Here is a 22,835-nt window from a genome sequence, read left to right as displayed (position 1 = left end):
CGATCATGCATCATTTGTTCATCGACCAGATGCGCAAGGTGAACCGCCGCGGCGAGGCGGCGATGCTGCCGCTGGAGGCGGGCGAGGCCGTTGCCCAGTCGGCCGAGCAGGTGGAGAGCATTGCCTCGCGCGAGATCGTCGACGCATTGCAGGCGATCAGCCCCGACCGTCGCGCAGCCCTTGTCATGGTTGCCATCGAAGGTTTTTCCTATGCCGAAGCCGCCAACATTCTGGGCGTGCCTGCGGGCACGCTGATGTCGCGCATTGCGCGCGGGCGTGAGGAATTGCGCGGGTTGCTGGACGACACGGCGCGCCGCCGCGCGATAAGGATCGTCGAGAAATGATCCGCCGCGACTTTTCCGAACGTGACATCCATATGGCGCTCGATGGCGAGCTGCCCGGCGATGAGCGCGCGGCCTACGATGCCTGGCTCGATGCCAATCCCGAGATGAAGGCCAGGAGCGCCCGTTTCACCGCCGACCGGGCGGCGCTGCGTGCCGCCTTCGCCGACGTGCTGGACGAAGCCGTGCCTGGGCACTTGCACAAGGTCGTGCTTGGCGAGGTGCCGGTCAAGGCAGCTGTGCCACGCTCACGCTGGTGGCTTGCCGCTGCTGCCGCCGTGCTTCTGGCCGTAGGCGGACTTGGTGGCTATTTTGCCGGCATCGATGGCATCGGCCAGGAGGACCCGGCCGAAGATCGGCTGGCCGAGCAGGCAATCGCGGCTCATGTCATCTATGCCGCCGAAAAGCGGCATGCCGTCGAGGTGCCGGCCAGCGACAAGGACCATCTGCAGACATGGCTGTCCAACCGGATAGGGCTGAATCTGGTGGCGCCGGACCTGACCGCCGACGGATTCCAGCTGGTCGGCGGCCGGCTGTTGCCGGCAGGCGAGAGCAAGGCCGCCATGCTGCTTTACGAGGACGGCAATGGGCGGCGTATATCGCTGTTTGTCACCACGGAATCGACGGAGAATGCCAAGGGCACCTACGCCGCCGCGCAAGATGGACCCGAGGCCGTCTACTGGCTGGACAAGGGCTATGGCTGCGCCGTGGTCGGCTCCTTGCCGCGCGAGCGGCTGGCCGAGGTCGCCAGGAGCGCCTACACGCAACTTGTGAACGGGCTGGCAAGCTGAACGGCATTGCTTTTGCCGGTGCCGTCGATCCGCGAATGCCGATCCGGCCGAAGGGCCCTTTCACACCCGTCGAGTCGGCGTCGGATTTGTCACAATTCGGCCCTAATCGAGGTGCGATAGCGCTTGATGAATGCCGTCGCATCGCCCCGAAAATCGGAAGCGGTTTTTGGAAACACGAGGCGAAGATTCAAGGTGGTGGAGCGGACTTTGTGCGCCCAGGTGGACGCCGGTTTTCCCAACGCCCTGGTCGGCGTCAAGGACGTGTTCGAGTAGGGCCATTTCCACCACCAATCGAGGTTTTCTGAAGCCGCATGCCTGCCGAGATCCGCACGGCCCGCGCGTCTGACGTCGATGATCTCGCCGCCATTGAGAAAGCTGTTTTCTCAAGCGACCGTATTTCCCGCCGCTCCTTTCGCCTGTTCATCGAGCGTGAAACCGCCGAGACGCTGGTCGCTGAAGTCGATGGCCGCCTGGCCGGCTACGCGATCGTGCTGTTTCGCAAGGGCAGCGGCGTGGCGCGCCTCTACTCGATTGCGACCAGTCCGTTTTTCGGCGGGCTGGGTGTCGGCCGCATGCTGCTCGGATCCGCCGAAGATGCCGCCTTCGAGCACGACCGCATGATGCTGCGTCTCGAAGTTCGCGAGGACAACAGCCGCGCGATCCGTATCTACGAACAGGCCGGGTATCGCAAGATCGGCCGCGAGCCCGGCTACTATGAGGATGGCGAAACGGCACTTCGCTACGAAAAGACCTTGCGTGGCGACATTCCGATCGCCACCAAGGTGCCGTTCTACCCGCAGACCTGCGAATTCACCTGCGGCCCGTGCTGCCTGATGATGGCGATGGCCAATTTCGATCGCGGCTTCGTGCCGGATCCGGTCATGGAAATCCGCCTGTGGCGTGAAGCGACGACCGTCTTCATGATGTCGGGTCCCGGTGGTTGCGAGCCATTCGGCCTCGCTGTCTCGGGCTACGAAAGCGGGCTCGCGGTGGAGATCTACGTTTCCTTCTATGGCGCGTTGTTCCTGCAATCGGTACGCAGTGAGGACAAGCGCAGGGTGATGGAACTGGCCCAGGTCGACTTTCGCCGACGCGCGGAACTTTACGGCATCCCGGTGAATTACCGTGCATTCACAATCGACGATATCCGCGCTGCGATAGCTGGGGGAAAGCTGGTGCTGGTGCTGATCAGCGGCTTCCTGATGTTTGGCAAGAAGGTGCCGCACTGGGTGCTGGCGATCGGCGATGACGGCGACCATATCCTGATCCACGACCCTTGGGTCGAGGACGAAAGGCAGGAGACCATCCTTGATGCAGCCAACATTCCCGTGCCTTACGGCATCTTCATGAACATGGCGCAGTTCGGTCGCGATGGATTGCGTGCCGCCATCACTCTGGGAAAGCGTGACAGATAATGACCTGGGTCATCCTTACCGGCAGGCAGAGCGATCTCGACCAGGTGGCGACACCGCACAAGATCATCACCAATCGCGACTATCTCGCGCACCCGTCACTGTTTCGCGGCCAGCGGCCGAAGGTCATCAACCTGTCGAACAATTACGGCTACCAGAGCCGCGGCTACTATGCGTCGCTGCTGGCAAGCTCGCGCGGCCACAAGGTGATCCCGACGGTCGAAACGATGATCGACCTGTCGGAGCGCAAGCTCTATGAACACGCGCTGCCGGAACTGGAACTGGCGCTCAACAAATGCCGCAAGGATCTCGGCGGCGTTTTTCCGCAAAAGGTCTGCATCTTCTTCGGCATCGGCCCGTCGAAAATCTGGGACCGCTTCGCCAAACTTCTGTTCGACTGGTTCCGCGCGCCGGCGCTCGAAGTCCACATCAAGGACAGCGCCGAATGGGCCTCGATCCGCAAGATCGGTTTCCATCCGCTGGCGCGGATGACCGAGGACGAGGAAAAAAGCTTCATCCAGTGCCTGGAGACCTACACCAACCGCGAATGGCGCGACACCAAGGGCCGCACGCCGGCGCGCTACACCTTCGCCACGCTGGTCGACCCGCATGAGGAATTGCCACCCTCGGAGATATCATCGCTGCGCTATTGGGCCAAGATCGCCGAGAAGATGGGTGTCGAAATCGAGCCGATCACCAAGCGGGACCTCGCCAAGCTCGCCAATTACGACGCGCTGTTCATTCGCGAGACCACCTCGATCTCCAACCACACCTATCGTTTCGCCCGCCGCGCCCAGCAGGAAGGCATGCCGGTTATCGACGATCCACTGTCGATGATCCGCTGCACCAACAAGGTCTATCTCAACGAGCTGATGGCCTACAACAAGGTGCCGGTGCCGCCGACGGTGATGATCGCCGGCACCTCGGATCTCGAACTGGCAGCGCAGACGCTGGGCTTTCCGCTGGTGCTGAAAATCCCGGATTCGTCGTTCTCGCGCGGCGTCAAGAAATGCGCCAATTTCGAGGAACTGAAGACGCTTGCTACCGAATGGCTGGAGGATTCCGACCTTCTGATCGCGCAAAAATTCATTCCGACCGAGTATGACTGGCGCGTCGGAGTGCTCGGCGGCCAGCCGCTGTTTGCCGTGCATTATCTGATGGCCAAGAAGCACTGGCAGATCGTCAACCACAAGGCCAACGGCAAGCCCGACCAGGGCGGCATCAAGACCTTCACGCTGAAGGAGACGCCGGCCCATGTCGTCGAGACGGCTGTAAAGGCGGCGCGCTGCATCGGCGACGGGCTCTACGGCGTCGACCTCAAGGAGACCAAGGACGGCGTCTTCGTCATCGAGGTCAACGACAATCCCAACCTCGACCATGGCTGGGAGGATTCCGGCGAGAAGGACGAGGTCTGGGTGCGGCTGACGCAGTGGTTCTTGGAGCGGCTGGACCGGCCGGGGCGGTAATTTGATCGGGGGTAGAACATGCAGTTTATCGTGATCGAGGATTTCACCGGCTGCGATCGCAAGGATATCTATCGCCGCTTTCGCGACCGCGGCCGCCTGAAACCGGACGAGCTTCTCGTGCACCACAGCTGGATCGCGGCGGACATGAGCCGCTGCTTCCTGCTGGTGGAGACCGATGACGTCACGCTGCTGCAGCGTTGGGTCATCGAATGGGCGGATCTGGTGGAGTTCGAGATTATCCCTGTGGCGACAAACAAGGACATGGCTGAGGCCTTGAGCGGGCACCTCTGATCATCGCCGCACGCTACGTCAACGCAGTGCCGGCGAGTTCACTGCGCGTCGGCATTCGTCGATCAGCCACTGGCGAAACGCCGCCACGACGTCGCGCCTGGCGCTGCGCTCGGGGATCGTCAGGCAATAGGGCTGGCGTAGCTCCAGTGCCTGGGCGAGGGGCCTGACAAGCCGGCCGTCTTCCAGCGCCTCGGCACAGTAGATTCCTTGCGCCAGCGCCACGCCCAATCCCGAAATCGCAAGGTCGAGCGCTGCACGCGATGAGTTGGCCGAGAGGCCGCGCTGCGCTGCCCGGCCGGGCTCGATGCCGGCCGCCTCGAACCAGTTGTGCCAGGACGGAAAGGACGCACCAGTCGGTCCCCAGCCCGTGTGGATAAGCGGCAGGCTGGCCAGGCCTTCGGGTTTGATCGTGTCCGCCAGTCCGGGCGCACACACGGGATAGACTGCGTCCTGGACGATGTCCTCGGTCGGGTGCTCGCGATAATGCGGCCCATAGGAGAGCCTGATGTCGAGCTGGCGCGCGACGCTGCCGATCTCCTGGAAGGCCATGGTCAGCCTGGGCAGCATCTCGACGCCGGCCTCGGTGAGGACGACGCGCCGGTTGACGCGGTGGAACAGCTTGCGGCCCATCTGCTCCTCGACCGTGCGGATGAGCTGGCTGACGGCAGCGGCCGACACCGAAAGCTCTTCCGCTGCCGCGGCAAAGCTGCCTGTACGGGCCGCAGCCTCGAAAGCTTGAAGTCCTTTGAGAGAGGGAGGTACGGCCATAATCACCGAATAGATAAGTTCAACTTTTCTAGATTGCAGAAATCGTCGTTTTTGGAAAGGTTGTTCATTGGCTACAGTGGATTCATCAAACTCCAGTCTGGATCGAAGCACGTGGATCATCGTGACGTAATTTCATCGTTGACGCAGGAGGAGCGCAACCGGCTGACCGCCAAGTCTGATGCCGCGGGCCTCGTTCAGCTTGCTGCTCATTGGGGCGCGATCGTGGTCGTCGGATCGCTGATCGCCGCCAAGGTGCCGTTCTGGCCACTGCTGATGCTTCCGCAAGGTATCCTCATCGTCTTCCTGTTCACGCTGCTGCACGAGACGGTTCATCGCACGGCTTTTGAGGCACAGCGGCTGAACGATGCCGTGGCGCGGGTGTGCAGCCTGGCGATCGCGCTCCCGGCGGACTGGTTCCGCTACTTCCACTTCGCCCACCATCGACACACGCAAGATCCCGACAATGACCCGGAACTGGCGTTCCCCAAGCCGGAGACATGGCGGCAATACCTCGTCCACATATCCGGCATCCCCTTATGGTGGGGCCACCTGAAGACGCTCTATGCCAACGCGGCAGACCGTGGTCGCGAAAGCTACGTTCCGCCAAAGGGCTATGACAAGGTGCGCATCGAGGCACGCGCCATGATTGCCTTTTATGCCGTGGTCCTTCTGCTGGCCGTTTATTTCCGGCTCTCGGTGCTTGTCTATGTCTGGATCTTGCCCGCTCTGTTGGGGCAGCCGTTTCTGCGCCTCTATCTCTTAGCCGAGCACGGCCGTTGTCCGTTCGTCGCCAACATGCTGGAGAACACCAGGACCACGCTGACCAATTGGCTGGTCCGCAGGCTGGCGTGGAACATGCCGTTCCATGCCGAGCATCATGCCTATCCAGGCGTGCCGTTTCATCAACTGCCGCGGTTTCATGCGCTGATCGAGCGGCATCTCAAGGTGGTCGAGCCCGGCTATGTCAGCTTCCACGGCAAATACATCGACACGCTGCGTTGACGATGGCCGGCCTCAGCCGGTCTGGCTGTGCAGCGCTCGGGATTTCAACAGACGCTGGATCTCGGCGGCCGTTGACGGCACGCCGATCAGATAGCCCTGCGCCTCTGTACAGCCATTGCCGCGCAGGATGTCGAGTTGCACCTCGGTCTCGACCCCCTCGGCGGTGACAGTGATGCCAAGCTCGGCGCCCAGCCCGATGACGGTGCGAACGATCGCCGCGGCGTCACGATTGCCCAGGTCGTGGATGAACGAACGATCGATCTTGATCTTGTCGACAGGAAAACGCCTGAGATAGCCGAGCGAGGAATAGCCGATGCCGAAATCGTCCAGCGCGATGCGGATGCCGAGTTCGCGCAACTGCCGCAGCGTCCTCAGCACCGCCTCGCTTTCGTCCATCAGCACGGTTTCGGTGATTTCAAGCTCCAACCGATCGGCTGGCACGCCGGAGAAGGCCAGCGCCGAGATGACGCTGCGGGCGAAGCTGCCGCTTTTAAGTTGCACGGCCGAGACATTGACCGCGACGCGCAGGCCGGCGGGCCAGTGTGCCGCCGCCGTGCAGGCTTTCCTCAGCGCCCATTCGCCAAGCGGCACGATCAATCCGGTGTCTTCGGCGACCGGAATGAAGCTGTCCGGCGCCACCGTGCCGCGTGTCGGCGAATGCCAGCGCATCAAGGCTTCGGCGCCGACGATCTCCCCGGATACGATGTTCATGATGGGCTGGAAGTCGAGGTCGAACTCCTGGCGCGGCAGCGCGGTCTCAAGGTCGACCTCCAGCGCACGCCGTGCCTGTACCATAGCGTCCATTCCGGGTTCGAAGAACCGATACTGATTGCGCCCTTCGCTCTTCGCCCGGTAAAGCGCCGTATCGGCGTTCCTCAGCAGCGTGTCGGCATCTCCACCGTCGTCGGGGAAAACCGCGATGCCCAGGCTGATGCCGACATGCATCTCGCGGCTCTTGTCGCGGAACGGTTTTCCGATTGTCTCGACGATGCGCTTCGCGAGTTTTTCTGCATTGGCAATGCCCTTGAAGTTGAACTGGATGATGACGAATTCGTCGCCGCCGAAACGGGCGACGACGTCGGTTTCGTTGTGCAGGCAGCGCTGCAGCCTCTCGGCCACACTCTTCAACAGCCAGTCGCCGGCCGGATGTCCCCAGGTGTCGTTGACCGCCTTGAAGCGATCGAGATCGAGCGAAAAGATTGCCAGCGGCGTGACCGCCGTGGCTTCCAGCGCCAGGTCGAGCCGTTCGCGAAACATCGAGCGGTTGGGCAATCCCGTCAGCGTATCGTGATGCGCAAGATGGGTCATGCGCTCTTCGGTGCGGCGACGTTCTGTGACGTCGTCGAAGGTCACTACCCAGCCGCCGCCGTTCATCGGCCGGCGTGTGACCAGAACCGTCCTGCCGTCGGTAAGATGCCGGTAGGCCGAATGCATTTTTGCCGCCGTCAGGCAGGCCTCGGTCTTGGCGACTTCGCTGTCGACGTCGATCTCCGTATAGATGCCGAGTTCCAGCAATCGTTCGAGCGCCTCGCGGTGCGTCGTTCCAAGCGGGAAGTCTGCCGCGGTGACATTGTAGAGTTCAAGAAAACGCCGGTTGCGCACGATCATCTTGCCGTCGGCGCCGTACATCAGCAGGCCTTGCGACATGTTGGCAAGCGCTGCGTCGAAGCGGCGGTGCTGCTCCTTCAGATCCTCTTGCGCGCGGCGCTGCTCGGTGATGTCCTCGTAGATCGAGACCCAGCCGCCCAGAGCCAGAGGGCGGTGCGAGATGCTGACGATGCGGCCGTCCGACAGTGTTTCTTCGTAGGTCGAGGGCTTTGCCTGATCGATATAGGGCTTGCGGATGGCGTAGAGTTCGTCGGCGGTTTGCGAGGCGATGCCGATATCGACGCTGTGGCGCAGAATGTCGAGGAACCGGATGCCGGGCCTTATGACGCTGGCTTCGAGGCAAAAGATGTTCAGGTAGTTGCCGTTGCAGATGATCATCCGCTCGTCGGCGTCGAACATGCACAGGCCGTGCGACATGTTCTCGACCGCAGCCGAAAAGCGTTGGTTCTGCTCGCGCAGTTCGTCTTCCATGTGGCGGGAGCGGTCCATGCCTTCGGCCTCCCGTTTCGGGATGGTCGAACCATCCTTGGCATCAGCGACGGGCATGAGCGCGCCTGCGGACCGTGATCGAACGCGCTATTGTGGCCGCCGCCGGTTAATTTAGCGTTTTAATGCCTGTCGCCCAAAAGTGACCTCGGTTTTGGGGGAACGACATGCATAAAAACAAAGACCTAAAGCGCGTCGCATGAATCCGTTTCAGCGCGACGCGCTTTAGACGATTGCGGTCGCCGAAACCTGATGCCGCGACATCTCGATCGCCGAAAACCGTTTCAGAAACGCATTTTGCGCCCAGGTCACCGAGCGTGGCGTGAAATCGAAGCGGTCGGCATTGAAGCCGCGCGGACGGCCGAAGAACTCGGTCGCTTCGGCGGTCGAAAAGCCGGCGAGCAGCGTTGCCTCGAAATAGGCGGCGATCTGGTCGGCGCGCTTGATCTCCTTGCGCAGCGCAGCACTTGGCTCCGGCGGCAGCGAGAAGCGCAGATGGATGGCGCGCTGCAGCCGTAACTCACAATCCTTGTAGCTGCCACCCATCACCGATTTGAACGGCGAGATCATGTCGCCGATGACATATTCGGGAGCGTCGTGCAGCAGGGCCGCCAGCCGGGCGTCGGCCGAAGCCTCAGGCACCAGGTCGCAGAACAGCGCTTCGACCAGCAGCGAGTGCTGGGCTACCGAAAAGGCATGCTCGCCGCTGGTCTGGCCGTTCCAGCGGGCAACGCGGGCGAGCCCGTGCGCAATGTCTGATATCTCGATGTCGAGCGGAGAGGGATCGAGCAGGTCGAGCCGGCGGCCCGACAGCATGCGTTGCCAGGCGCGTGCCGGCGCGCCGACGCGGTCGGCCGCCATCAGGCCTCCTCCGCGCTGACGGCTTCCTGCGGGAAGGCGAATTTTGCCCAACCGGGAATGGCCAGCGTAACCGGAACGTCCCCGGCCATGATCGGCTGGCCGGCGTCGAGCGCCGCCTTGACCCGGTCGATGCGCGCAATGGCCAGGCCGATCGTGCCGGCGGTCGAGCCGAGCGTGCCAACCGGCCTGCCTTCGACGGTCAGTTCGGTGCCGGGCGCGGGCAGGGACCCGTCAGCCGACACAATCAGAACGCGTCGCCTGGCGGTGCCGCGATGCTGCATGCGCGAGACGACCTCCTGGCCGACATAGCAGCCCTTCTTGAAGCCGACGCCACCGGTTTCGTCCAGCAGCACGTCGTGGGGGAAGGCGTCTCCGAGTTGGTAGTCGCTGCCGCTTTCGGCAATGCCGCCGGCAATGCGGAAGGCTTGCCACGCGGCAAGATCGCTGCGCTCATCTGTTTCGCCATAGGAACGCGTGACGGCACCCTTCGGAAAGCGCGTGTCGGCGGCCGCCGTTGAATCGGATTGCGAGGGTGTTGATTCATGTCCCCATGCAACGGTGACAAATGCCTGATCGGATTTGGCAATCTCGACCTTGGCGCGCAGTTTGTAGAGCGTCAGCCGGCGTATGAAATCGTCCGATATGTCGGCGCGGCATTCGAGCCAAAATGCATTCTCGCCGGTGCGGGAGATCAGGAAATCGAACAGGATCTTGCCTTGCGGCGTCAGCAGCGCACCGGGCTTGGCTTCGCCGGGAGCCAGGATGTCGAGATCGGTGGTCAGGATGTTCTGCAAAAAATGCTCGGCATCCGGACCTGATACGGAAACGAGGGCGCGGTCTTTGAGCTGGGCAAAGGGCATGGGCGGAAAAGCAACCTGATCTTGCAAAACGGTCGGCCTTTACGTAAGCCGCTGGCACTCCCCCCGCAAGAGAGCATGGCCATGATCTACGACCTCATCCTGACAGGCGGCACCGTGGTCAACCACGACGGCGAAGGGGCTCGCGACATCGGCGTGAAGGGCGGGCGCATCGCCGCCATCGGCGATCTCCGCCAGGCCTCGGCGGGCGAGACGATCGACTGCCGCGGCCTGCATATCCTGCCGGGCGTCATTGACAGCCAGGTGCACTTTCGTGAGCCGGGATTGGAGCACAAGGAAGATTTGGAAACGGGTTCGCGCGCGGCCGTGCTTGGCGGCGTCACCGCCGTGTTCGAGATGCCCAACACCAATCCTTTGACCACCAGCGAGGCAGCGCTTGCCGACAAGGTTCGGCGCGGCACGGATCGCATGCATTGCGATTTTGCCTTCTGGGTCGGCGGTACCCGCGAAAACGCTGGGGATGTCGGCGAGCTTGAGCGGTTGCCGGGCGCGGCCGGGATCAAGGTTTTCATGGGCTCGTCCACCGGCGACCTGCTGGTCGAGGACGACGAAGGTGTCGCCTCGATCCTGAGAAACACGCGCCGCCGTGCCGCCTTTCATTCGGAAGACGAATTCCGGCTGCGCGAGCGTCTTGGCGAGCGCATCGAGGGCGACCCGGCATCGCACCCTGTCTGGCGTGACGAGATCGCCGCCTTGCGCTGTACCGAACGGCTTGTGCGCATCGCTCGGCAAGCGCGCGCCCGCATTCATGTCCTGCACATCTCGACCGCCGAGGAGATTTTGCTCCTCGAACAGCACAAGGATGTCGCGACCTGCGAGGCGACGCCGCATCATTTGACGCTCAGCGCCGACGACTATGCGCGGCTCGGCACGCTGATCCAGATGAACCCGCCGGTGCGCGCCGCCCGCCATCGCGACGGCGTCTGGCACGGCATTGCGCAAGGCATCGTCGACGTGCTCGGCTCCGACCACGCGCCGCACACGCTGGCCGAGAAGGCCAAGCCGTATCCGGCCTCACCGTCGGGAATGACCGGCGTGCAGACGCTGGTGCCGATCATGCTCGACCACGTCAATGCCGGCCGGCTAACCTTGCAGCGCTTCGTCGACCTGTCCAGTCATGGCCCGCAGCGGATCTTCGGCATGGCCAGGAAAGGCCGCATCGCCGCCGGCTATGACGCCGACTTCACCATCGTCGACATGATGCGGCGCGAGATAATCACCAATGCGCAGGCCGGCTCGAAATCCGGCTGGACGCCTTATGACGGCAGGGAAGTGACGGGTTGGCCGGTCGGCACCGTCATTCGAGGCCGACGTGTCATGTGGGAGGGGGAAATCGTCACGCCAGGCCAGGGCAAAGCGGTGGAGTTTTCCGAGGCATTGCCCGTCTAGGCTCCCGGATCTCTGCAAGGGCAGAGGCAGAAAGCTCAATCTCCGGCGACGAAGAACGACCACTGTCCGGCAGGCGTGATGCCGACACGGTAGAAGATATAGGCGCCGAACTGCTTCATGTCGTTGAAATCGCCGGCGGTGACGATCTTGAAGAGCTCGACCCGCTGCTTGGCGTCCAGCTTGTCCAGCGGCAGGGCGAAGAAATACGGCCACACATAGAGTTCTTGTGGCGTGCCGGCATCGAGGTGGACGTAGCCGGCATTAAGCACCTCCTCCAGGATGGCCAGAATCTCCTGACCGTCTGGGTCGCCGGAGAGGCCCTTGAGGAAGGCGATGGCGTCGCCGTCTATGTCGGTCAGCGATATCTGTGTCATGCTCTCGCCCGTGCCGATCAACGGCCGCAGCTTTTCGATATCGCCGCCCTTGCAGGCTTCGACGATCAGATCGTGCATGCGCCGCACCGGTTCCGGCAGCTTGCCGAGATCGTAGACGACCTCAGGCACCGGCGTTTCCGGATCGACACGCGGTCTGGTCACGCCGCCATCCGCCGGACTGTCCGGCTCGGCTTCGGCAGGAGCAGTCGGCTGGCTGGCCGGCGGCGGTGTTCCGACCGGATTGGGCATTGGCACGGCGCTTCCGGAGGGCGACATGTCGTCGTCGGCCGGCGGCGTGACTGTCGGGGGGAGCTCTTCGCGCTTGATTTCGCTCAGTGCATACACGGGGCTGCTCGCGAGACACACAAGCAGGGGAATCGCGGCACAGCAAGCGGCGAAGGAGATGCGAAGGACCAAGCCACACGGCTTGCCTGACATCGAAAAACTCACTGCCCGTTTCTCCCTGCTTCCGGGCATGACGCCCGAGCGGCATGTTGCCGTCAAAGAACCGGACGTCGGTTCAGTGCCGCAGCCGTTCAGGTTCGAAGGCGCCAGCAATCACCTTTTCACGCATACGGTCGAGCAGGGCAAGGGCCGAGGTCTCGCCATTGGCACGCAACATCTCGCCGAAGGCTGTTTCGAGCGCTGCTTCGGCAATGATCTCGGGCTCTATCCCGGCGGAGAGACCTTCCGCCCAGGCCTCGCTGTGGCTTTCCACGGCGGTCAGGCGTTTTTCTTCCCTGACCAGCGCGTCGATGTCGTTGACACCATGTTCCATAAGCGAATGTCCACCCTTTCAAGCTGCGATCCGTCGATGTAGATCAGGCCTGATCTGTTCATTTCACACGCAGGGACAATTAAGTATTTGTAAATACGACATTTTTTTGATCGTCTTTTACAAAGCCCAATTGCCTTGTGCGAAGCTGCGTTCAGTCCGAGTCAAACTTAGCCGATTGGGGCGGCCTGCGGGGCGAAAACCTTCAGTTTGAGTTAATTCCGCTTTCGTGCGGTAAGGTTTCGTTAATACTGTTGCAGAAGTGCAACATGAGGATTGCACCAAGAGATCGCCCGGCACAAGCCGATATATCGGCTAATGCCCAGCAATGATCCGGATAGTTGTTGATGAGCGAGTGCCTAGTTGCCGTAACGCGAGGCGATATCGCGAGACAGCGTCTCGCCTTCCTTCATGTAGCGACTGATGGCTTCGGTCGCCGAGGACGTACACCTCGTATAGGTGCCGCCGAAGGAGCGGTAGCCGCGATTGAAGCTGGCAATGAAGCGGGCGCGCCGCTCGGCGTCCGGATTTTCCGAATCGAGCAGTTTTGTCATTTCGACACGCCACTGGTCGCCCTTCTCGCCGCACAGATTGCGGAGGAAATGCAGCGAGCCCAGAACCTCCGCCAGCCGCATCAACCCAGGCTCGAACGGCGATTCGGCGCTGAGCGCGGGCCGTATCGAAACGGTCGCGCCGACCGCAAGGCACACGGCGAGGAGCATGGACGGACGGTTCATAAGCCTTCTCTACCCAACGGCGTGGCTCTGCCAAACAGGATAAGTCTTTGTGGCGAAACAATTTGTCGCCTGCAAGGCGGTTTTCAGGGCTTCGGCCCGTCGTCTCCGTCGGGTTCCAACAACTCCTCGGCCACGGCGAACACCGAGCCGGCGAGCGGCAATGCCGCCATCTCGCTGAGTGTATAGAAGGCCGCCGTCTCTGCGTCGTCGCTGGCTACCGCCTCGCCGCCGGCATAGGCGGCGCCGAAGACCGTGAGGAGATAATCGACCGGGTGGCTGTCATCCCTGCCGTCGATGTGGATTTCCCGCAGCGGGCAATAATTTGTGGCGCGCAAACCGGTTTCTTCCAGAAGTTCGCGCTCTGCCGCTGCCTCCAGCGTCTCGCCGGGTTCGACCTTGCCGCCCGGAAAGGCATAGAGCCCTTGCGAGGGTTGCCGGGCTCGCTTGACCAGAAGCAGGGTGTCTGCACGCACGACGGCGACCGAGACTGCCGGAAGTGTCTTGCGCGCTTCGTTCATGGGTTCCCGATCAGGCGTGTAGGCAGGTCTGTTGTGGACCGCCCAGCATGGGCAAGCTTTAGCGGTTGCGCAATGCCGGTTGCACCGGCACTTTCAGGAACCGAACCTTTCAAAGGGCGCCAATCGACCATGTGCGGACGTTTTGCCTTGACCGCGACGCCGGACCAGACTGCCGCCTTGCTGGGCTTGGCGGAACTGGAGGATTTCCCGGCGCGCTACAACATCGCACCAACCCAGCCGATCCTGATGGCGGTCGCCGGCCCCCCGCGGGCGCCGGGCTCCAATTTGCCCGACCGGCAGCCAATGCTGGTACGCTGGGGGCTGATCCCGACCTGGGTCAAGGATACCAGGGAGTTTCCGCTGCTGTTCAACGCGCGCTCCGAAGGGGCTACCGAAAAGGCGTCGTTCAAGGCCGCCATGCGCCATCGCCGCGCCTTGGTGCCGGCTTCCGGCTTTTATGAATGGCGGCAAACCGGCGGCAAGAAAGGCCAGCCTTACTGGATCCGGCCCAGGCATGGCGGGTTGGTCGCCTTTGCCGGCCTGGTCGAGACCTATGCCGAGCCGGGCGGTTCGGAAATGGATACCGGCGCCATTCTGACCATCAACGCCAATGCCGATATCGCGCATATCCACGACCGCATGCCTGTGGTGATCGACCCCAGGGATTTCGCCCGTTGGCTGGATTGCCGCACGCTCGAACCGCGTGATGTCGCCGATCTGTTGCGGCCGGCTCAACTCGATTTCTTCGAGGCCATTCCCGTCTCCGGCCTGGTCAACAAGGTCGCCAACACCGGACCGGAGATTCAGGAGCGGGGCGAGATCGGGCCGGAGCCCGAAAAGGTCAAGCGCCAGAAGCCCGGCGCGGATGACAATCAGATGACGTTGTTCTAGCTGAACTGTTCTGCAGCGGCGTATGTCTGCGCCATTTTCCGGGCGCCCTTGGCGCCGGGCCGCACACCACTTCAGGCGGCGCGGGGCGACACGATCTTCTGTACCGGCTTTTTCTTCTTCGCGGTGTGAAGGAGGGCGGCGACGATCGCGGCCGGGCCGATCGCGCGGTAGTGGTTGGCCAGTGCCGGCTGCTTGGCTCGGTTGGCTTCCTGCTTGGTTCGGGGCATGTCTCTCTTCCCAGGTAACATTTTCGTGTCTGCGTTTGATGGCCGATTCTGACCAAATCGTGACGCCTGCTGATCTAGCCGGCGAATGTTTCATGACTGTGCCGACATGTTTAATAAAATGTTTCAGTGCATCATTACCTGTGATCCAGCGACGTTTTTGCCGAAACTTGCGACTTGACGGCAACACATGCCAAGGCGATAAAGCCGCCCATGAAAACGTCTTTCGCCATTTGTGGCATTTGCATTATTGGCTAGCCTCGCGCTGGTCCGGACGTTTTCGCCTCATCTTTCCCCAGATTGGACAAACGCCCCGGCCAGCAGGCTGGAGCCTGATTTGCGTTTCGCGCAGGGCTGGCTTCGTCAAATTGAGTTCTGAACCGGGAAGGCACGAATGTCCGACGCATCGCAGGGCCTGCGCCTCTACAACACGCTGACGCGGACGAAAGAGGATTTCGTCCCGATCGATCCAGACAATGTGCGCATGTATGTCTGCGGCCCGACCGTCTACGACTTTGCCCATATCGGCAATGCCAGGCCGGTGATCGTCTTTGACGTGCTTTTCCGCTTGCTGCGTCACGTCTATGGGCAGGCGCACGTCACCTATGTGCGCAACATCACCGACGTCGACGACAAGATCAACGCGCGCGCTCTGCGCGACTTCGGCGGCGAGATCGCTTCCGGAACACTTTCGCTCAACGAGGCGATCAGGCGGGTCACCGAAAAGACCGCCGATCAGTTCCATCGGGACGTGGCGGTTCTCGGCTGCCTGGAGCCGACGGTCGAGCCGCGCGCCACCGAATTCGTCGAGCCCCGCGCCGACGGCAAAGTCGACATGATCACCTTGATTCAAAGCCTGATCGAACGCGGCCATGCCTATGTTGCCGCGGGCGAAGTCCTGTTCGACACCGCGTCGATGCCGGACTACGGCCAGCTGTCGAAGCGCAATCTCGACGAGCAACAGGCCGGTGCTCGCATCGCCGTCGACGCGCACAAGAAAAATCCCGGCGATTTTGTGCTGTGGAAGCTGTCGTCGCCGGAGGAGCCTGGCTGGAATTCGCCATGGGGCAGGGGTCGGCCGGGCTGGCACATCGAATGCTCGGCAATGTCGGCCGCCTATCTCGGCGAGGTGTTCGACATCCATGGCGGCGGCCTCGACCTGATCTTCCCGCACCATGAGAACGAGATCGCCCAGTCGCGCTGCGCCCATGGCACGGACGTGATGGCCAACATCTGGATGCACAACGGCTTCCTCCAGGTCGAAGGTCAGAAAATGTCGAAAAGCGTCGGCAATTTCTATTCGATCAACGAACTGCTCGAGACCGAGACGTTTGGCGGCCGCAAATGGCCGGGCGAGGTGCTGCGGCTGGCGATGCTAATGACGCACTATCGCGAACCGATCGACTTTTCCGTGCGCAAGCTGGAAGAGGCCGAGAACACGCTGCGCAAATGGAAGCGGGCCGCCGACCTTGCGCCGGCCGCCGCAGGACTGCTGCCCGTGCAGGTCATCGATGCCTTGTCGGACGATCTCGCAACCTATGCCGCCTTCCAGGTCTTGACGCAATTGGCTGGCGAGGCAGCGGACGGCAACGATGCGGCGGCTGCGCTGAAGGCGTCGCTGCTGTTCCTCGGCTTCGATGTCGCGTCGGCGACGGTTGATGAAGACCACGTCGCCAAGGCAATCGCCAAGCGTCTCGCATTCATCGCCGCCAAGAACTGGGCCGAGGCCGACCGCATCCGCGACGAACTGCTGGCTCAAGGTGTACAGTTGAAGGACGGTAAGGATCCGGTCACTGGCGAGCGCATCACCACCTGGGAGGTAAAAAGATGATCGACCATCTCGGCATCACCGTTGCCGATTTCGACGCTTCGAAGGCTTTCTATGACAAGGCGATGGCCCCGCTTGGTGCGGCGCTGCTTTACATGGTGCCGCTGGAATATACCGGGGGTGCCAAGGTCGGCGGCTATGGCCGTGACCGGCCGGTGTTCTGGCTGAGTACCGGCAAGGACAAGCCCAGGGATCACCAGCACGTCGCCTTCACCGCGCGCAGCCGCGCCGAGGTCGATGCCTTCCATGCCGCAGCCCTTGCCGCCGGTGGCAAGGACAATGGCGGGCCAGGCCTGCGGCCGCATTATCACCCGAGCTACTATGGCGCCTTCGTCTTCGATCCCGATGGCAACAATGTCGAGGCCGTCTGCCATGTCCCGGAGTGAGCGGTGATGAGCCTCGACAACCGGCCGGTCTACACCGGCGGCTGCCAGTGCGGCGCGGTGCGCTTTCGCGTTGAAGGCGCGCTCGGCGACGCTTCGGTCTGCCATTGCCGCATGTGCCAGAAGGCGTTCGGCTCGTTCTATGCGCCGCTGGTTTCGGTGCGTGGCGCCCGGCTCGACTGGACGCGCGGCGAGCCGAAATACTTCCGCTCCTCCAACCATGTCGATCGCGGTTTTTGCGCGGATTGCGGCACGCCGCTGACCTTCACCGCGCCGGACGGCGTTGGCCTCGCCATCGGCGCGTTCGACAATCCGGCGGAGATCGTGCCGCTGATCCAATGGGGCACCGAGGCAAAGCTGCCTTACGTCGATACGATCCCGCAATTGCCGGGCGAGGAGACGATGGCCGACGTGTCGTCGGCCTCTTATCTGGCGGATCTCGTCTCCTATCAGCATCCGGACCACGACACCGAACAATGGCCGCCAAAGGAAAGATCATGACCGATCAGGTAAGAACCGGCGGCTGCCAGTGTGGCGCCGTGCGTTTCCGCATTCATGGAGCGCTCGGCCGTCCATCGATCTGCCATTGCCGCATGTGCCAGAAGCAGTTCGGCTCGTTCTTCGGTGCACTGGTCACGGTGCCCAGGGACGGCGTCGAATGGACCCATGAAGAGCCGAGCTATTTCCAGTCGTCGGTCAACATCGATCGCGGTTTCTGCGCCCGCTGCGGGACGCCGCTGACCTACCGACAGCCCGGCGGACTCGAGATCGCTATCGGTGCCTTCGACGACCGCTCCGATCTTGCCCCGCAGATCCAGGTCAACTACGCCGCGCGGCTGCCCTGGGTGGAGACGATCTTCGATCAGCCCGTCCACCAGGATCCTGATTATTACAACAGGCAGGAATCCATCATCTCCTTCCAGCACCCAGACCATGAAACAGCGGACTGGCCGACCAAAGGTTTGCAGCTATGAGCAGTCAATTGCGTACGCTTTATCCCGAGATCGAGGCGTTCGATTCCGGCATGCTGGATGTCGGCGACGGCCATCAGGTCTACTGGGAGCGTTCGGGCACGAGGGGCGCCAAGCCGGCGGTGTTCCTGCATGGCGGGCCGGGCGGCACCATTTCGCCAAAACACCGGCGGCTGTTCGACCCGAAGCTCTACGATGTCATCCTGTTCGACCAGCGCGGCTGCGGAAAATCGACGCCCAACGCCTCGCTCGAAACCAATACGACCTGGCACCTGGTCGCCGACATCGAACGCCTGCGCGAAATGGCCGGCTTCGACAAATGGCTGGTGTTCGGCGGCTCCTGGGGGTCGACGCTGGCGCTCGCCTATGCCGAGACGCACCCCGAACGCGTCAGTGAGTTGGTGGTACGCGGCATCTACACGCTGACGCGAGCCGAACTCGAATGGTACTATCAATTCGGCGTCTCGGAAATGTTCCCGGACAAATGGGAGCGCTTCCTGGCGCCGATCCCGGAGGCCGAGCGCGGCGACATGATGGCTGCCTACCGCAAGCGGCTGGTCGGCACGGATCGCAAGGCGCAGATCGAGGCGGCCCGCGCCTGGAGCCTGTGGGAAGGCGAAACGATCACGCTTTTGCCCGAGCCGGAGACCAGCGGACCATTTGGGCAGGACGACTATGCCATCGCCTTTGCCCGCATCGAGAATCACTATTTCGTCCATGCCGGCTGGCTGGAGGAAGGGCAGTTGCTGCGCGACGCGCACAAGCTGGCTGACATTCCCGGCACCATCGTCCATGGCCGCTACGACATGCCGTGCCCGGCGCATTATGCCTGGGCGCTGCACAAGGCCTGGCCAAAGGCGGATTTCCACCTGATCGAGGGCGCCGGTCATGCTTATTCGGAGCCGGGGATTTTGGATCGGCTGATCCGCGCGACGGACAAGTTTGCAGGCAAATGACCATGACCCGCGAGCGCCTCTATCTCTTCGACACCACATTGCGCGATGGCCAGCAGACCCCTGGCATCGACTTTTCCGTCGAGGACAAGATCGCCATCGCGAAACTGCTCGATGCTTTTGGCCTCGACTATGTCGAAGGTGGCTATCCCGGCGCCAATCCGACCGACACCGCCTTCTTCCAGGAGAAACGTACGTCGCGCGCCAAATTCGTCGCCTTCGGCATGACCAAACGGGCTGGGGTGTCGGCTTCCAACGATCCCGGCCTTGCTTCGCTCGTGCAATCCAAGTCGGATGCCATCTGCTTCGTCGCCAAGAGTTGGGACTACCATGTCCGTGTCGCGCTCGGCTGCACCAATGAGGAGAACCTCGACGCCATCAAGGCCTCCGTCGAGGCGGCGATCGCCGCCGGCAAGGAGGCGTTGGTCGACTGCGAGCATTTTTTCGACGGCTTCAAGGCCAATCCCGATTATGCGCTGGCCTGCGCCAGGACCGCCTATGATGCCGGCGCGCGCTGGGTGGTGCTGTGTGACACCAATGGAGGCACGCAGCCCTCGGAAGTCCGCGCCATCGTCGAGAAGGTTATTTTATCAGGTATTTCAGGCGATCATCTCGGCATCCATGCCCATGACGACACCCGCCAGGCCGTGGCCAATTCCCTCGCCGCTGTCGAGGCCGGCGTGCGCCAGATCCAGGGCACACTCAATGGCATCGGCGAGCGCTGCGGCAACGCCAATTTGATCTCGATCGTACCGACGCTGGCGTTAAAACCGGCCTTCGCCGATCGTTTCGACACCGGTATTTCGGCTGAGGCGCTGACCGGCATTTCGCGCCTGTCCCGCGCCTTCGACGAACTCCTGAACCGAGCGCCAGAGGCACAGGCGCCCTATGTCGGGGCCTCTGCTTTCGCCACCAAGGCAGGCATCCATGCCTCCGCGCTGGCCAAGGAGCCGGCGACCTATGAGCATGTACCCCCGGAAACGGTCGGTAACCGCCGCCGCGTCATGGTTTCGGACCAGGGCGGCAAGGCCAATTTCCTCGCCGAGCTGAGGCGGCGCGGCATCGAGGTGCCGAAGGACGATCACCGGCTCGACGCGCTGATATCAGTGGTCAAGGAGCGCGAGGCCGAGGGCTACGCCTATGAGGGCGCCGATGCCAGCTTCGAGCTCCTGGCACGCAAGATGCTGCACGGCCTGCCGGAGTTCTTCAACGTCACCTCGTTCCGCTGCATGGTCGAGCGCCGCTTCGACGCCAACGGCCAGCTGAAGACGGTCTCCGAAGCGATCGTCAAGGTGGTGGTCGACGGCGAGGAGAAGATGTCGGTGGCCGAGGGGCATGGGCCGGTCAACGCACTCGACATCGCGCTGCGCAAGGACCTCGGCAAATTTCAGGGCGAGATCGCCGACATGGAGCTGGCCGACTTCAAGGTGCGTATCCTCAATGGCGGCACCGAGGCGATCACCCGCGTTCTGATCGAATCGCATGACGGCACCGGCGCGCGCTGGTGGACGGTCGGCGTTTCCGAAAACATCATCGACGCCTCGTTCCAGGCGCTGATGGATTCCATCGTCTACAAGCTGATGAAGAACCGCGAGATGGCCGGACTGGTGGCCGCCGAATAGGGTTGAACCATCAGCGAAAGTCCATTGATCCATCAGAACTTTGCGATGGTCTTGCCAAGGTGACTGGGCCATAGCGTTGGCCCATGGCCACTGAAGCAATTACCCTGGACGCGGATTCCAAGGCCCGGCGCGGCTTTCTGCTGGCGCTCGGCGCCTATCTGCTGTGGGGATTGCTGCCCTTCTACATGAAGGCGGTCGCTCATCTGCCGCTCGCCGAAGTCATTGCCCATCGCATCGTATGGTCGGTGCCGATCGCCGCCGCCGTTCTGATCTGGGCCGGCCGCATGGCGGATTTCAAGGCGGCACTGCGCTCGCCGCGCACCATCGCCATGGCCGCGCTGACGGCGGCGCTGATCTCGGTCAACTGGGGCATCTATGTCTGGGCGATCGCTGTCGACCGCACCGTCGAAACCGCGCTCGGCTACTACATCAATCCACTGGTCAACGTCGTCGTCGGCGCGCTGCTGCTTGGCGAGCGGCTCGACCGGCTGCAGATCGCCGCGGTGGTGCTGGCGGCCGTCGCGGTCGCCGTGCTGACCGTCGAGGGCGGCAAGCTGCCCTGGGTGTCGCTGGCGCTGGCGTTTTCCTTCGCCGCCTACGCCTTCTTCCGCAAGACGCTGCCGATCGGACCGAGCCAGGGATTTTTGCTCGAAGTCCTTATGCTGTCGGTGCCGGCGCTTGGCTACATCGTCTATCTCATCGCGACCGAACAGGACCACATCTTATCCAGCAGTGGCACCGATACGGCATTGCTGATCGGCTGCGGTCCGGTCACATCGATCCCGCTGCTGCTGTTTGCGTTCGGCGCGAGGCTGCTGCGGCTGTCCACCATCGGCATCATGCAGTACATCGCGCCGACCATTGTGTTTCTGATCGCCGTGCTGATCTTCGACGAGCCTTTCGGCACCACCCAGGCGATTGCCTTTGGCCTGATCTGGACAGCGCTCGCGATGTATTCCTGGTCGATGTTCCGTGGCCGCGAGATCCGGCCGGCGGTGCCGGCTGCAAGGTAAGGATCCCCTATGTACCTGCTGCATATCGCCAACAAGAATTATTCCTCATGGTCGCTGCGGCCTTGGGTGTTGATGCGAGAGCTGAACATCCCGTTCGAGGAACGGCTGACGCCATTCCCGACCGCATCGAGTTGGGATCTGTACCGGCCCTTCTCGCCGAGCGGCCGCGTGCCGTGCCTGATCGACGATGGCTGGGCGGTCTGGGATTCGCTGGCCATCGTCGAATATCTGGCCGAACGCCACCATGGCGTGTGGCCTGTCGAGGCCAAGGCGCGCGCCTGGGCACGCTCGGCCGCCGCCGAGATGCATTCGAGCTTCACCGCATTGCGCGGGGCATGCCCGATGAGTTGCGGCGTGCGCGTAAAGCCATTCCCGATGTCCGATGCGCTGAAGCAGGACATCTTTCGCCTCGGCGATCTCTGGAACGATGGCCTTGCCCGTTTCGGCGGGCCGTTTCTGGCCGGCGCTCATTTTACCGCCGTCGACGCTTTCTTTGCCCCGGTGGCGTTCCGCGCCCAGTCCTATGGGCTCTCCTTCGAGGGTGCGGCTGCGGCTTATCCGGCGCAATTGCTTGCCCTGCCGGCGATGCGCGAATGGTATGCGGCTGGCTTGGCCGAGACCTGGCGCGAGCCCGACCACGAAGCGGAAGCCGCCGCCGCCGGCACCGTCATCGAGGATCTTCGCGCCTCGGCGTGAAAGTCGCCGGGCGGGCGTTACATCTGTCCGAGCCGCCTGACAAAGAGATAGGTCGCGCCCGCGATCACCATCGCTACCGCCGTCACCACCCAGAAGCCCATTGGCGTGTCGACCAGCGGCAGGCCGCCGACATTCATGCCGAACAGGCCCGAGATAATGGTCATCGGCAACAGCACCGCCGTCATCACCGACAGTACGTACAGCAGCCGGTTCGACTGCGTCGTCAGCTTGGCCATAAGCTCGTCCTGCAACAGCCGGGCGCGTGCCTGCAATTGTTCGCCATCATAGTGCAGCGTCTGCGCCCTGTGTGAAAGACGCGCGGCCATGTCGTTGATGCTGTCGGGCAGGTCGTTACGGTGCGAGTGGTCGAGATGGCGAAACAGATTGGTCAACGTCGCCATCTGCCTGTGGATCACCACCAGATGCCGGCGCGCGTCGACGAGGGATCGCCGTTCATTGTGCCATGCGTCGCAGACGATGCGATCCTCGATCCCGTCGAGGCTGTCGCCGAGTGCCGCAAGTTCAGCCACCATGCCGTCAAAAGACTGGCCGACAAC

At 62.6% G+C, this 22,835-nt stretch carries 26 protein-coding genes; 16 read left to right on the top strand and 10 right to left on the bottom strand.

The window, feature by feature from the left end:
* The 5 genes from EN749_RS09700 to EN749_RS09680 all read left to right on the top strand — a co-directional run.
* A partial coding sequence (locus tag EN749_RS09700) for an RNA polymerase sigma factor (protein WP_145990896.1) occupies nt 1-344 on the top strand: 344 nt, incomplete at its 5' end.
* Nucleotides 341-1,132, top strand: coding sequence for an anti-sigma factor (locus EN749_RS09695; protein WP_128363025.1), 792 nt, complete (start codon nt 341-343; stop codon nt 1,130-1,132). The genes EN749_RS09700 and EN749_RS09695, both read left to right, overlap by 4 nt.
* A gap of 311 nt (nt 1,133-1,443) precedes the next feature.
* Nucleotides 1,444-2,547, top strand: coding sequence for a peptidase C39 family protein (locus EN749_RS09690; protein ID WP_128363024.1), 1,104 nt, complete (start codon nt 1,444-1,446; stop codon nt 2,545-2,547).
* Nucleotides 2,547-4,010, top strand: coding sequence for a RimK family protein (locus tag EN749_RS09685; RefSeq protein WP_127321391.1), 1,464 nt, complete (start codon nt 2,547-2,549; stop codon nt 4,008-4,010). Before EN749_RS09690 ends, EN749_RS09685 begins: the two co-directional genes overlap by 1 nt.
* Nucleotides 4,011-4,028: 18 nt before the next feature.
* Nucleotides 4,029-4,301, top strand: coding sequence for a DUF3303 family protein (locus tag EN749_RS09680; protein WP_128363023.1), 273 nt, complete (start codon nt 4,029-4,031; stop codon nt 4,299-4,301).
* 18 nt (nt 4,302-4,319) lie between these two features.
* Here the strand turns inward: EN749_RS09680 and EN749_RS09675 are convergent, their stop codons facing one another.
* Entirely contained in the window at nt 4,320-5,069 is a 750-nt protein-coding gene (locus EN749_RS09675; protein ID WP_128289828.1) for a LysR substrate-binding domain-containing protein, read from the bottom strand.
* Between the two features lie 111 nt (nt 5,070-5,180).
* Between EN749_RS09675 and EN749_RS09670 the strand changes: the two genes are divergently transcribed.
* Nucleotides 5,181-6,071 carry a fatty acid desaturase family protein gene (locus EN749_RS09670; RefSeq protein ID WP_128363022.1) on the top strand — a complete coding sequence of 297 codons (891 nt, stop codon included), beginning with the start codon at nt 5,181-5,183 and terminating at the stop codon, nt 6,069-6,071.
* A 12-nt stretch (nt 6,072-6,083) separates the two neighbouring features.
* Here EN749_RS09670 and EN749_RS09665 read toward each other — a convergent pair whose 3' ends face one another.
* The 3 genes from EN749_RS09665 to EN749_RS09650 all read right to left on the bottom strand — a co-directional run bounded on the left by EN749_RS09665 (nt 6,084) and on the right by EN749_RS09650 (nt 9,886).
* Nucleotides 6,084-8,225 (bottom strand): EAL domain-containing protein, encoded by a 2,142-nt coding sequence (locus EN749_RS09665; protein ID WP_128363021.1) that lies wholly within the window; start codon nt 8,223-8,225, stop codon nt 6,084-6,086.
* Between the two features lie 165 nt (nt 8,226-8,390).
* On the bottom strand, nt 8,391-9,026 hold the full coding sequence (locus EN749_RS09655) for an HD family hydrolase (RefSeq protein WP_128363020.1): 636 nt from the start codon (nt 9,024-9,026) through the stop codon (nt 8,391-8,393).
* The gene (locus EN749_RS09650; protein ID WP_128363019.1) at nt 9,026-9,886 is read right to left on the bottom strand and encodes a folate-binding protein YgfZ; all 861 of its coding nucleotides are present in this window, start codon (nt 9,884-9,886) and stop codon (nt 9,026-9,028) included. Before EN749_RS09650 ends, EN749_RS09655 begins: the two co-directional genes overlap by 1 nt.
* Nucleotides 9,887-9,961: 75 nt before the next feature.
* On the opposite strand from EN749_RS09650, the gene EN749_RS09645 reads away from it, so the two are divergent.
* Nucleotides 9,962-11,293, top strand: coding sequence for a dihydroorotase (locus EN749_RS09645; RefSeq protein ID WP_189367437.1), 1,332 nt, complete (start codon nt 9,962-9,964; stop codon nt 11,291-11,293).
* 35 nt (nt 11,294-11,328) lie between these two features.
* On the opposite strand, the gene EN749_RS09640 is transcribed toward EN749_RS09645, so the two are convergent.
* The 4 genes from EN749_RS09640 to EN749_RS09625 all read right to left on the bottom strand — a co-directional run bounded on the left by EN749_RS09640 (nt 11,329) and on the right by EN749_RS09625 (nt 13,697).
* Nucleotides 11,329-12,117: a hypothetical protein gene (locus EN749_RS09640; protein ID WP_164762549.1), complete on the bottom strand. Its 789-nt coding sequence runs from the start codon at nt 12,115-12,117 to the stop codon at nt 11,329-11,331.
* Nucleotides 12,118-12,187: 70 nt separating this feature from the next.
* A complete protein-coding gene (locus EN749_RS09635; RefSeq protein ID WP_008874920.1) occupies nt 12,188-12,445 on the bottom strand; it encodes a hypothetical protein in 258 nt (85 codons plus the stop codon).
* Between the two features lie 356 nt (nt 12,446-12,801).
* Nucleotides 12,802-13,179 carry a TIGR02301 family protein gene (locus tag EN749_RS09630; protein WP_127322208.1) on the bottom strand — a complete coding sequence of 126 codons (378 nt, stop codon included), beginning with the start codon at nt 13,177-13,179 and terminating at the stop codon, nt 12,802-12,804.
* Between the two features lie 83 nt (nt 13,180-13,262).
* The gene (locus tag EN749_RS09625; RefSeq protein ID WP_128363017.1) at nt 13,263-13,697 is read right to left on the bottom strand and encodes an NUDIX hydrolase; all 435 of its coding nucleotides are present in this window, start codon (nt 13,695-13,697) and stop codon (nt 13,263-13,265) included.
* A 129-nt stretch (nt 13,698-13,826) separates the two neighbouring features.
* Between EN749_RS09625 and EN749_RS09620 the strand changes: the two genes are divergently transcribed.
* The gene (locus EN749_RS09620; RefSeq protein WP_128363016.1) at nt 13,827-14,588 is read left to right on the top strand and encodes an SOS response-associated peptidase; all 762 of its coding nucleotides are present in this window, start codon (nt 13,827-13,829) and stop codon (nt 14,586-14,588) included.
* A 71-nt stretch (nt 14,589-14,659) separates the two neighbouring features.
* Here the strand turns inward: EN749_RS09620 and EN749_RS09615 are convergent, their stop codons facing one another.
* Entirely contained in the window at nt 14,660-14,815 is a 156-nt protein-coding gene (locus EN749_RS09615; RefSeq protein ID WP_081738801.1) for a hypothetical protein, read from the bottom strand.
* Between the two features lie 391 nt (nt 14,816-15,206).
* Here EN749_RS09615 and cysS point away from each other — a divergent pair, with 391 nt between their 5' ends.
* From cysS to EN749_RS09575, 8 genes are all read left to right on the top strand, one after another.
* Nucleotides 15,207-16,643, top strand: coding sequence for a cysteine--tRNA ligase (gene cysS, locus EN749_RS09610; RefSeq protein WP_127810878.1), 1,437 nt, complete (start codon nt 15,207-15,209; stop codon nt 16,641-16,643).
* Nucleotides 16,640-17,026 carry a VOC family protein gene (locus EN749_RS09605; protein WP_127268542.1) on the top strand — a complete coding sequence of 129 codons (387 nt, stop codon included), beginning with the start codon at nt 16,640-16,642 and terminating at the stop codon, nt 17,024-17,026. The genes cysS and EN749_RS09605 overlap by 4 nt, the downstream gene beginning before the upstream one ends.
* A 6-nt stretch (nt 17,027-17,032) precedes the next feature.
* Nucleotides 17,033-17,524 carry a GFA family protein gene (locus EN749_RS09600; RefSeq protein WP_127268543.1) on the top strand — a complete coding sequence of 164 codons (492 nt, stop codon included), beginning with the start codon at nt 17,033-17,035 and terminating at the stop codon, nt 17,522-17,524.
* Nucleotides 17,521-17,997, top strand: a complete 477-nt coding sequence (locus tag EN749_RS09595; protein WP_027038010.1) for a GFA family protein — start codon at nt 17,521-17,523, stop codon at nt 17,995-17,997. Before EN749_RS09600 ends, EN749_RS09595 begins: the two co-directional genes overlap by 4 nt.
* Nucleotides 17,994-18,950 carry a prolyl aminopeptidase gene (gene pip / locus EN749_RS09590; protein ID WP_127268544.1) on the top strand — a complete coding sequence of 319 codons (957 nt, stop codon included), beginning with the start codon at nt 17,994-17,996 and terminating at the stop codon, nt 18,948-18,950. The genes EN749_RS09595 and pip overlap by 4 nt, the downstream gene beginning before the upstream one ends.
* Entirely contained in the window at nt 18,947-20,569 is a 1,623-nt protein-coding gene (gene cimA, locus EN749_RS09585) for a citramalate synthase (RefSeq protein WP_189367435.1), read from the top strand. Before pip ends, cimA begins: the two co-directional genes overlap by 4 nt.
* A gap of 83 nt (nt 20,570-20,652) precedes the next feature.
* Entirely contained in the window at nt 20,653-21,582 is a 930-nt protein-coding gene (rarD, locus tag EN749_RS09580; protein ID WP_128363014.1) for an EamA family transporter RarD, read from the top strand.
* A gap of 9 nt (nt 21,583-21,591) precedes the next feature.
* The gene (locus EN749_RS09575) at nt 21,592-22,278 is read left to right on the top strand and encodes a glutathione S-transferase family protein (RefSeq protein WP_127271665.1); all 687 of its coding nucleotides are present in this window, start codon (nt 21,592-21,594) and stop codon (nt 22,276-22,278) included.
* 17 nt (nt 22,279-22,295) lie between these two features.
* On the opposite strand, the gene EN749_RS09570 is transcribed toward EN749_RS09575, so the two are convergent.
* Nucleotides 22,296-22,835, bottom strand: a 540-nt coding sequence (locus EN749_RS09570) for a CorA family divalent cation transporter (RefSeq protein ID WP_281061877.1), incomplete at its 5' end; no start/stop codon positions are given.

Source organism: Mesorhizobium sp. M7A.F.Ca.ET.027.02.1.1 (assembly GCF_004022985.1).
Taxonomy (GTDB): Bacteria; Pseudomonadota; Alphaproteobacteria; order Rhizobiales; family Rhizobiaceae; genus Mesorhizobium.
This window is presented reverse-complemented; position numbering and strand designations above follow the sequence as displayed.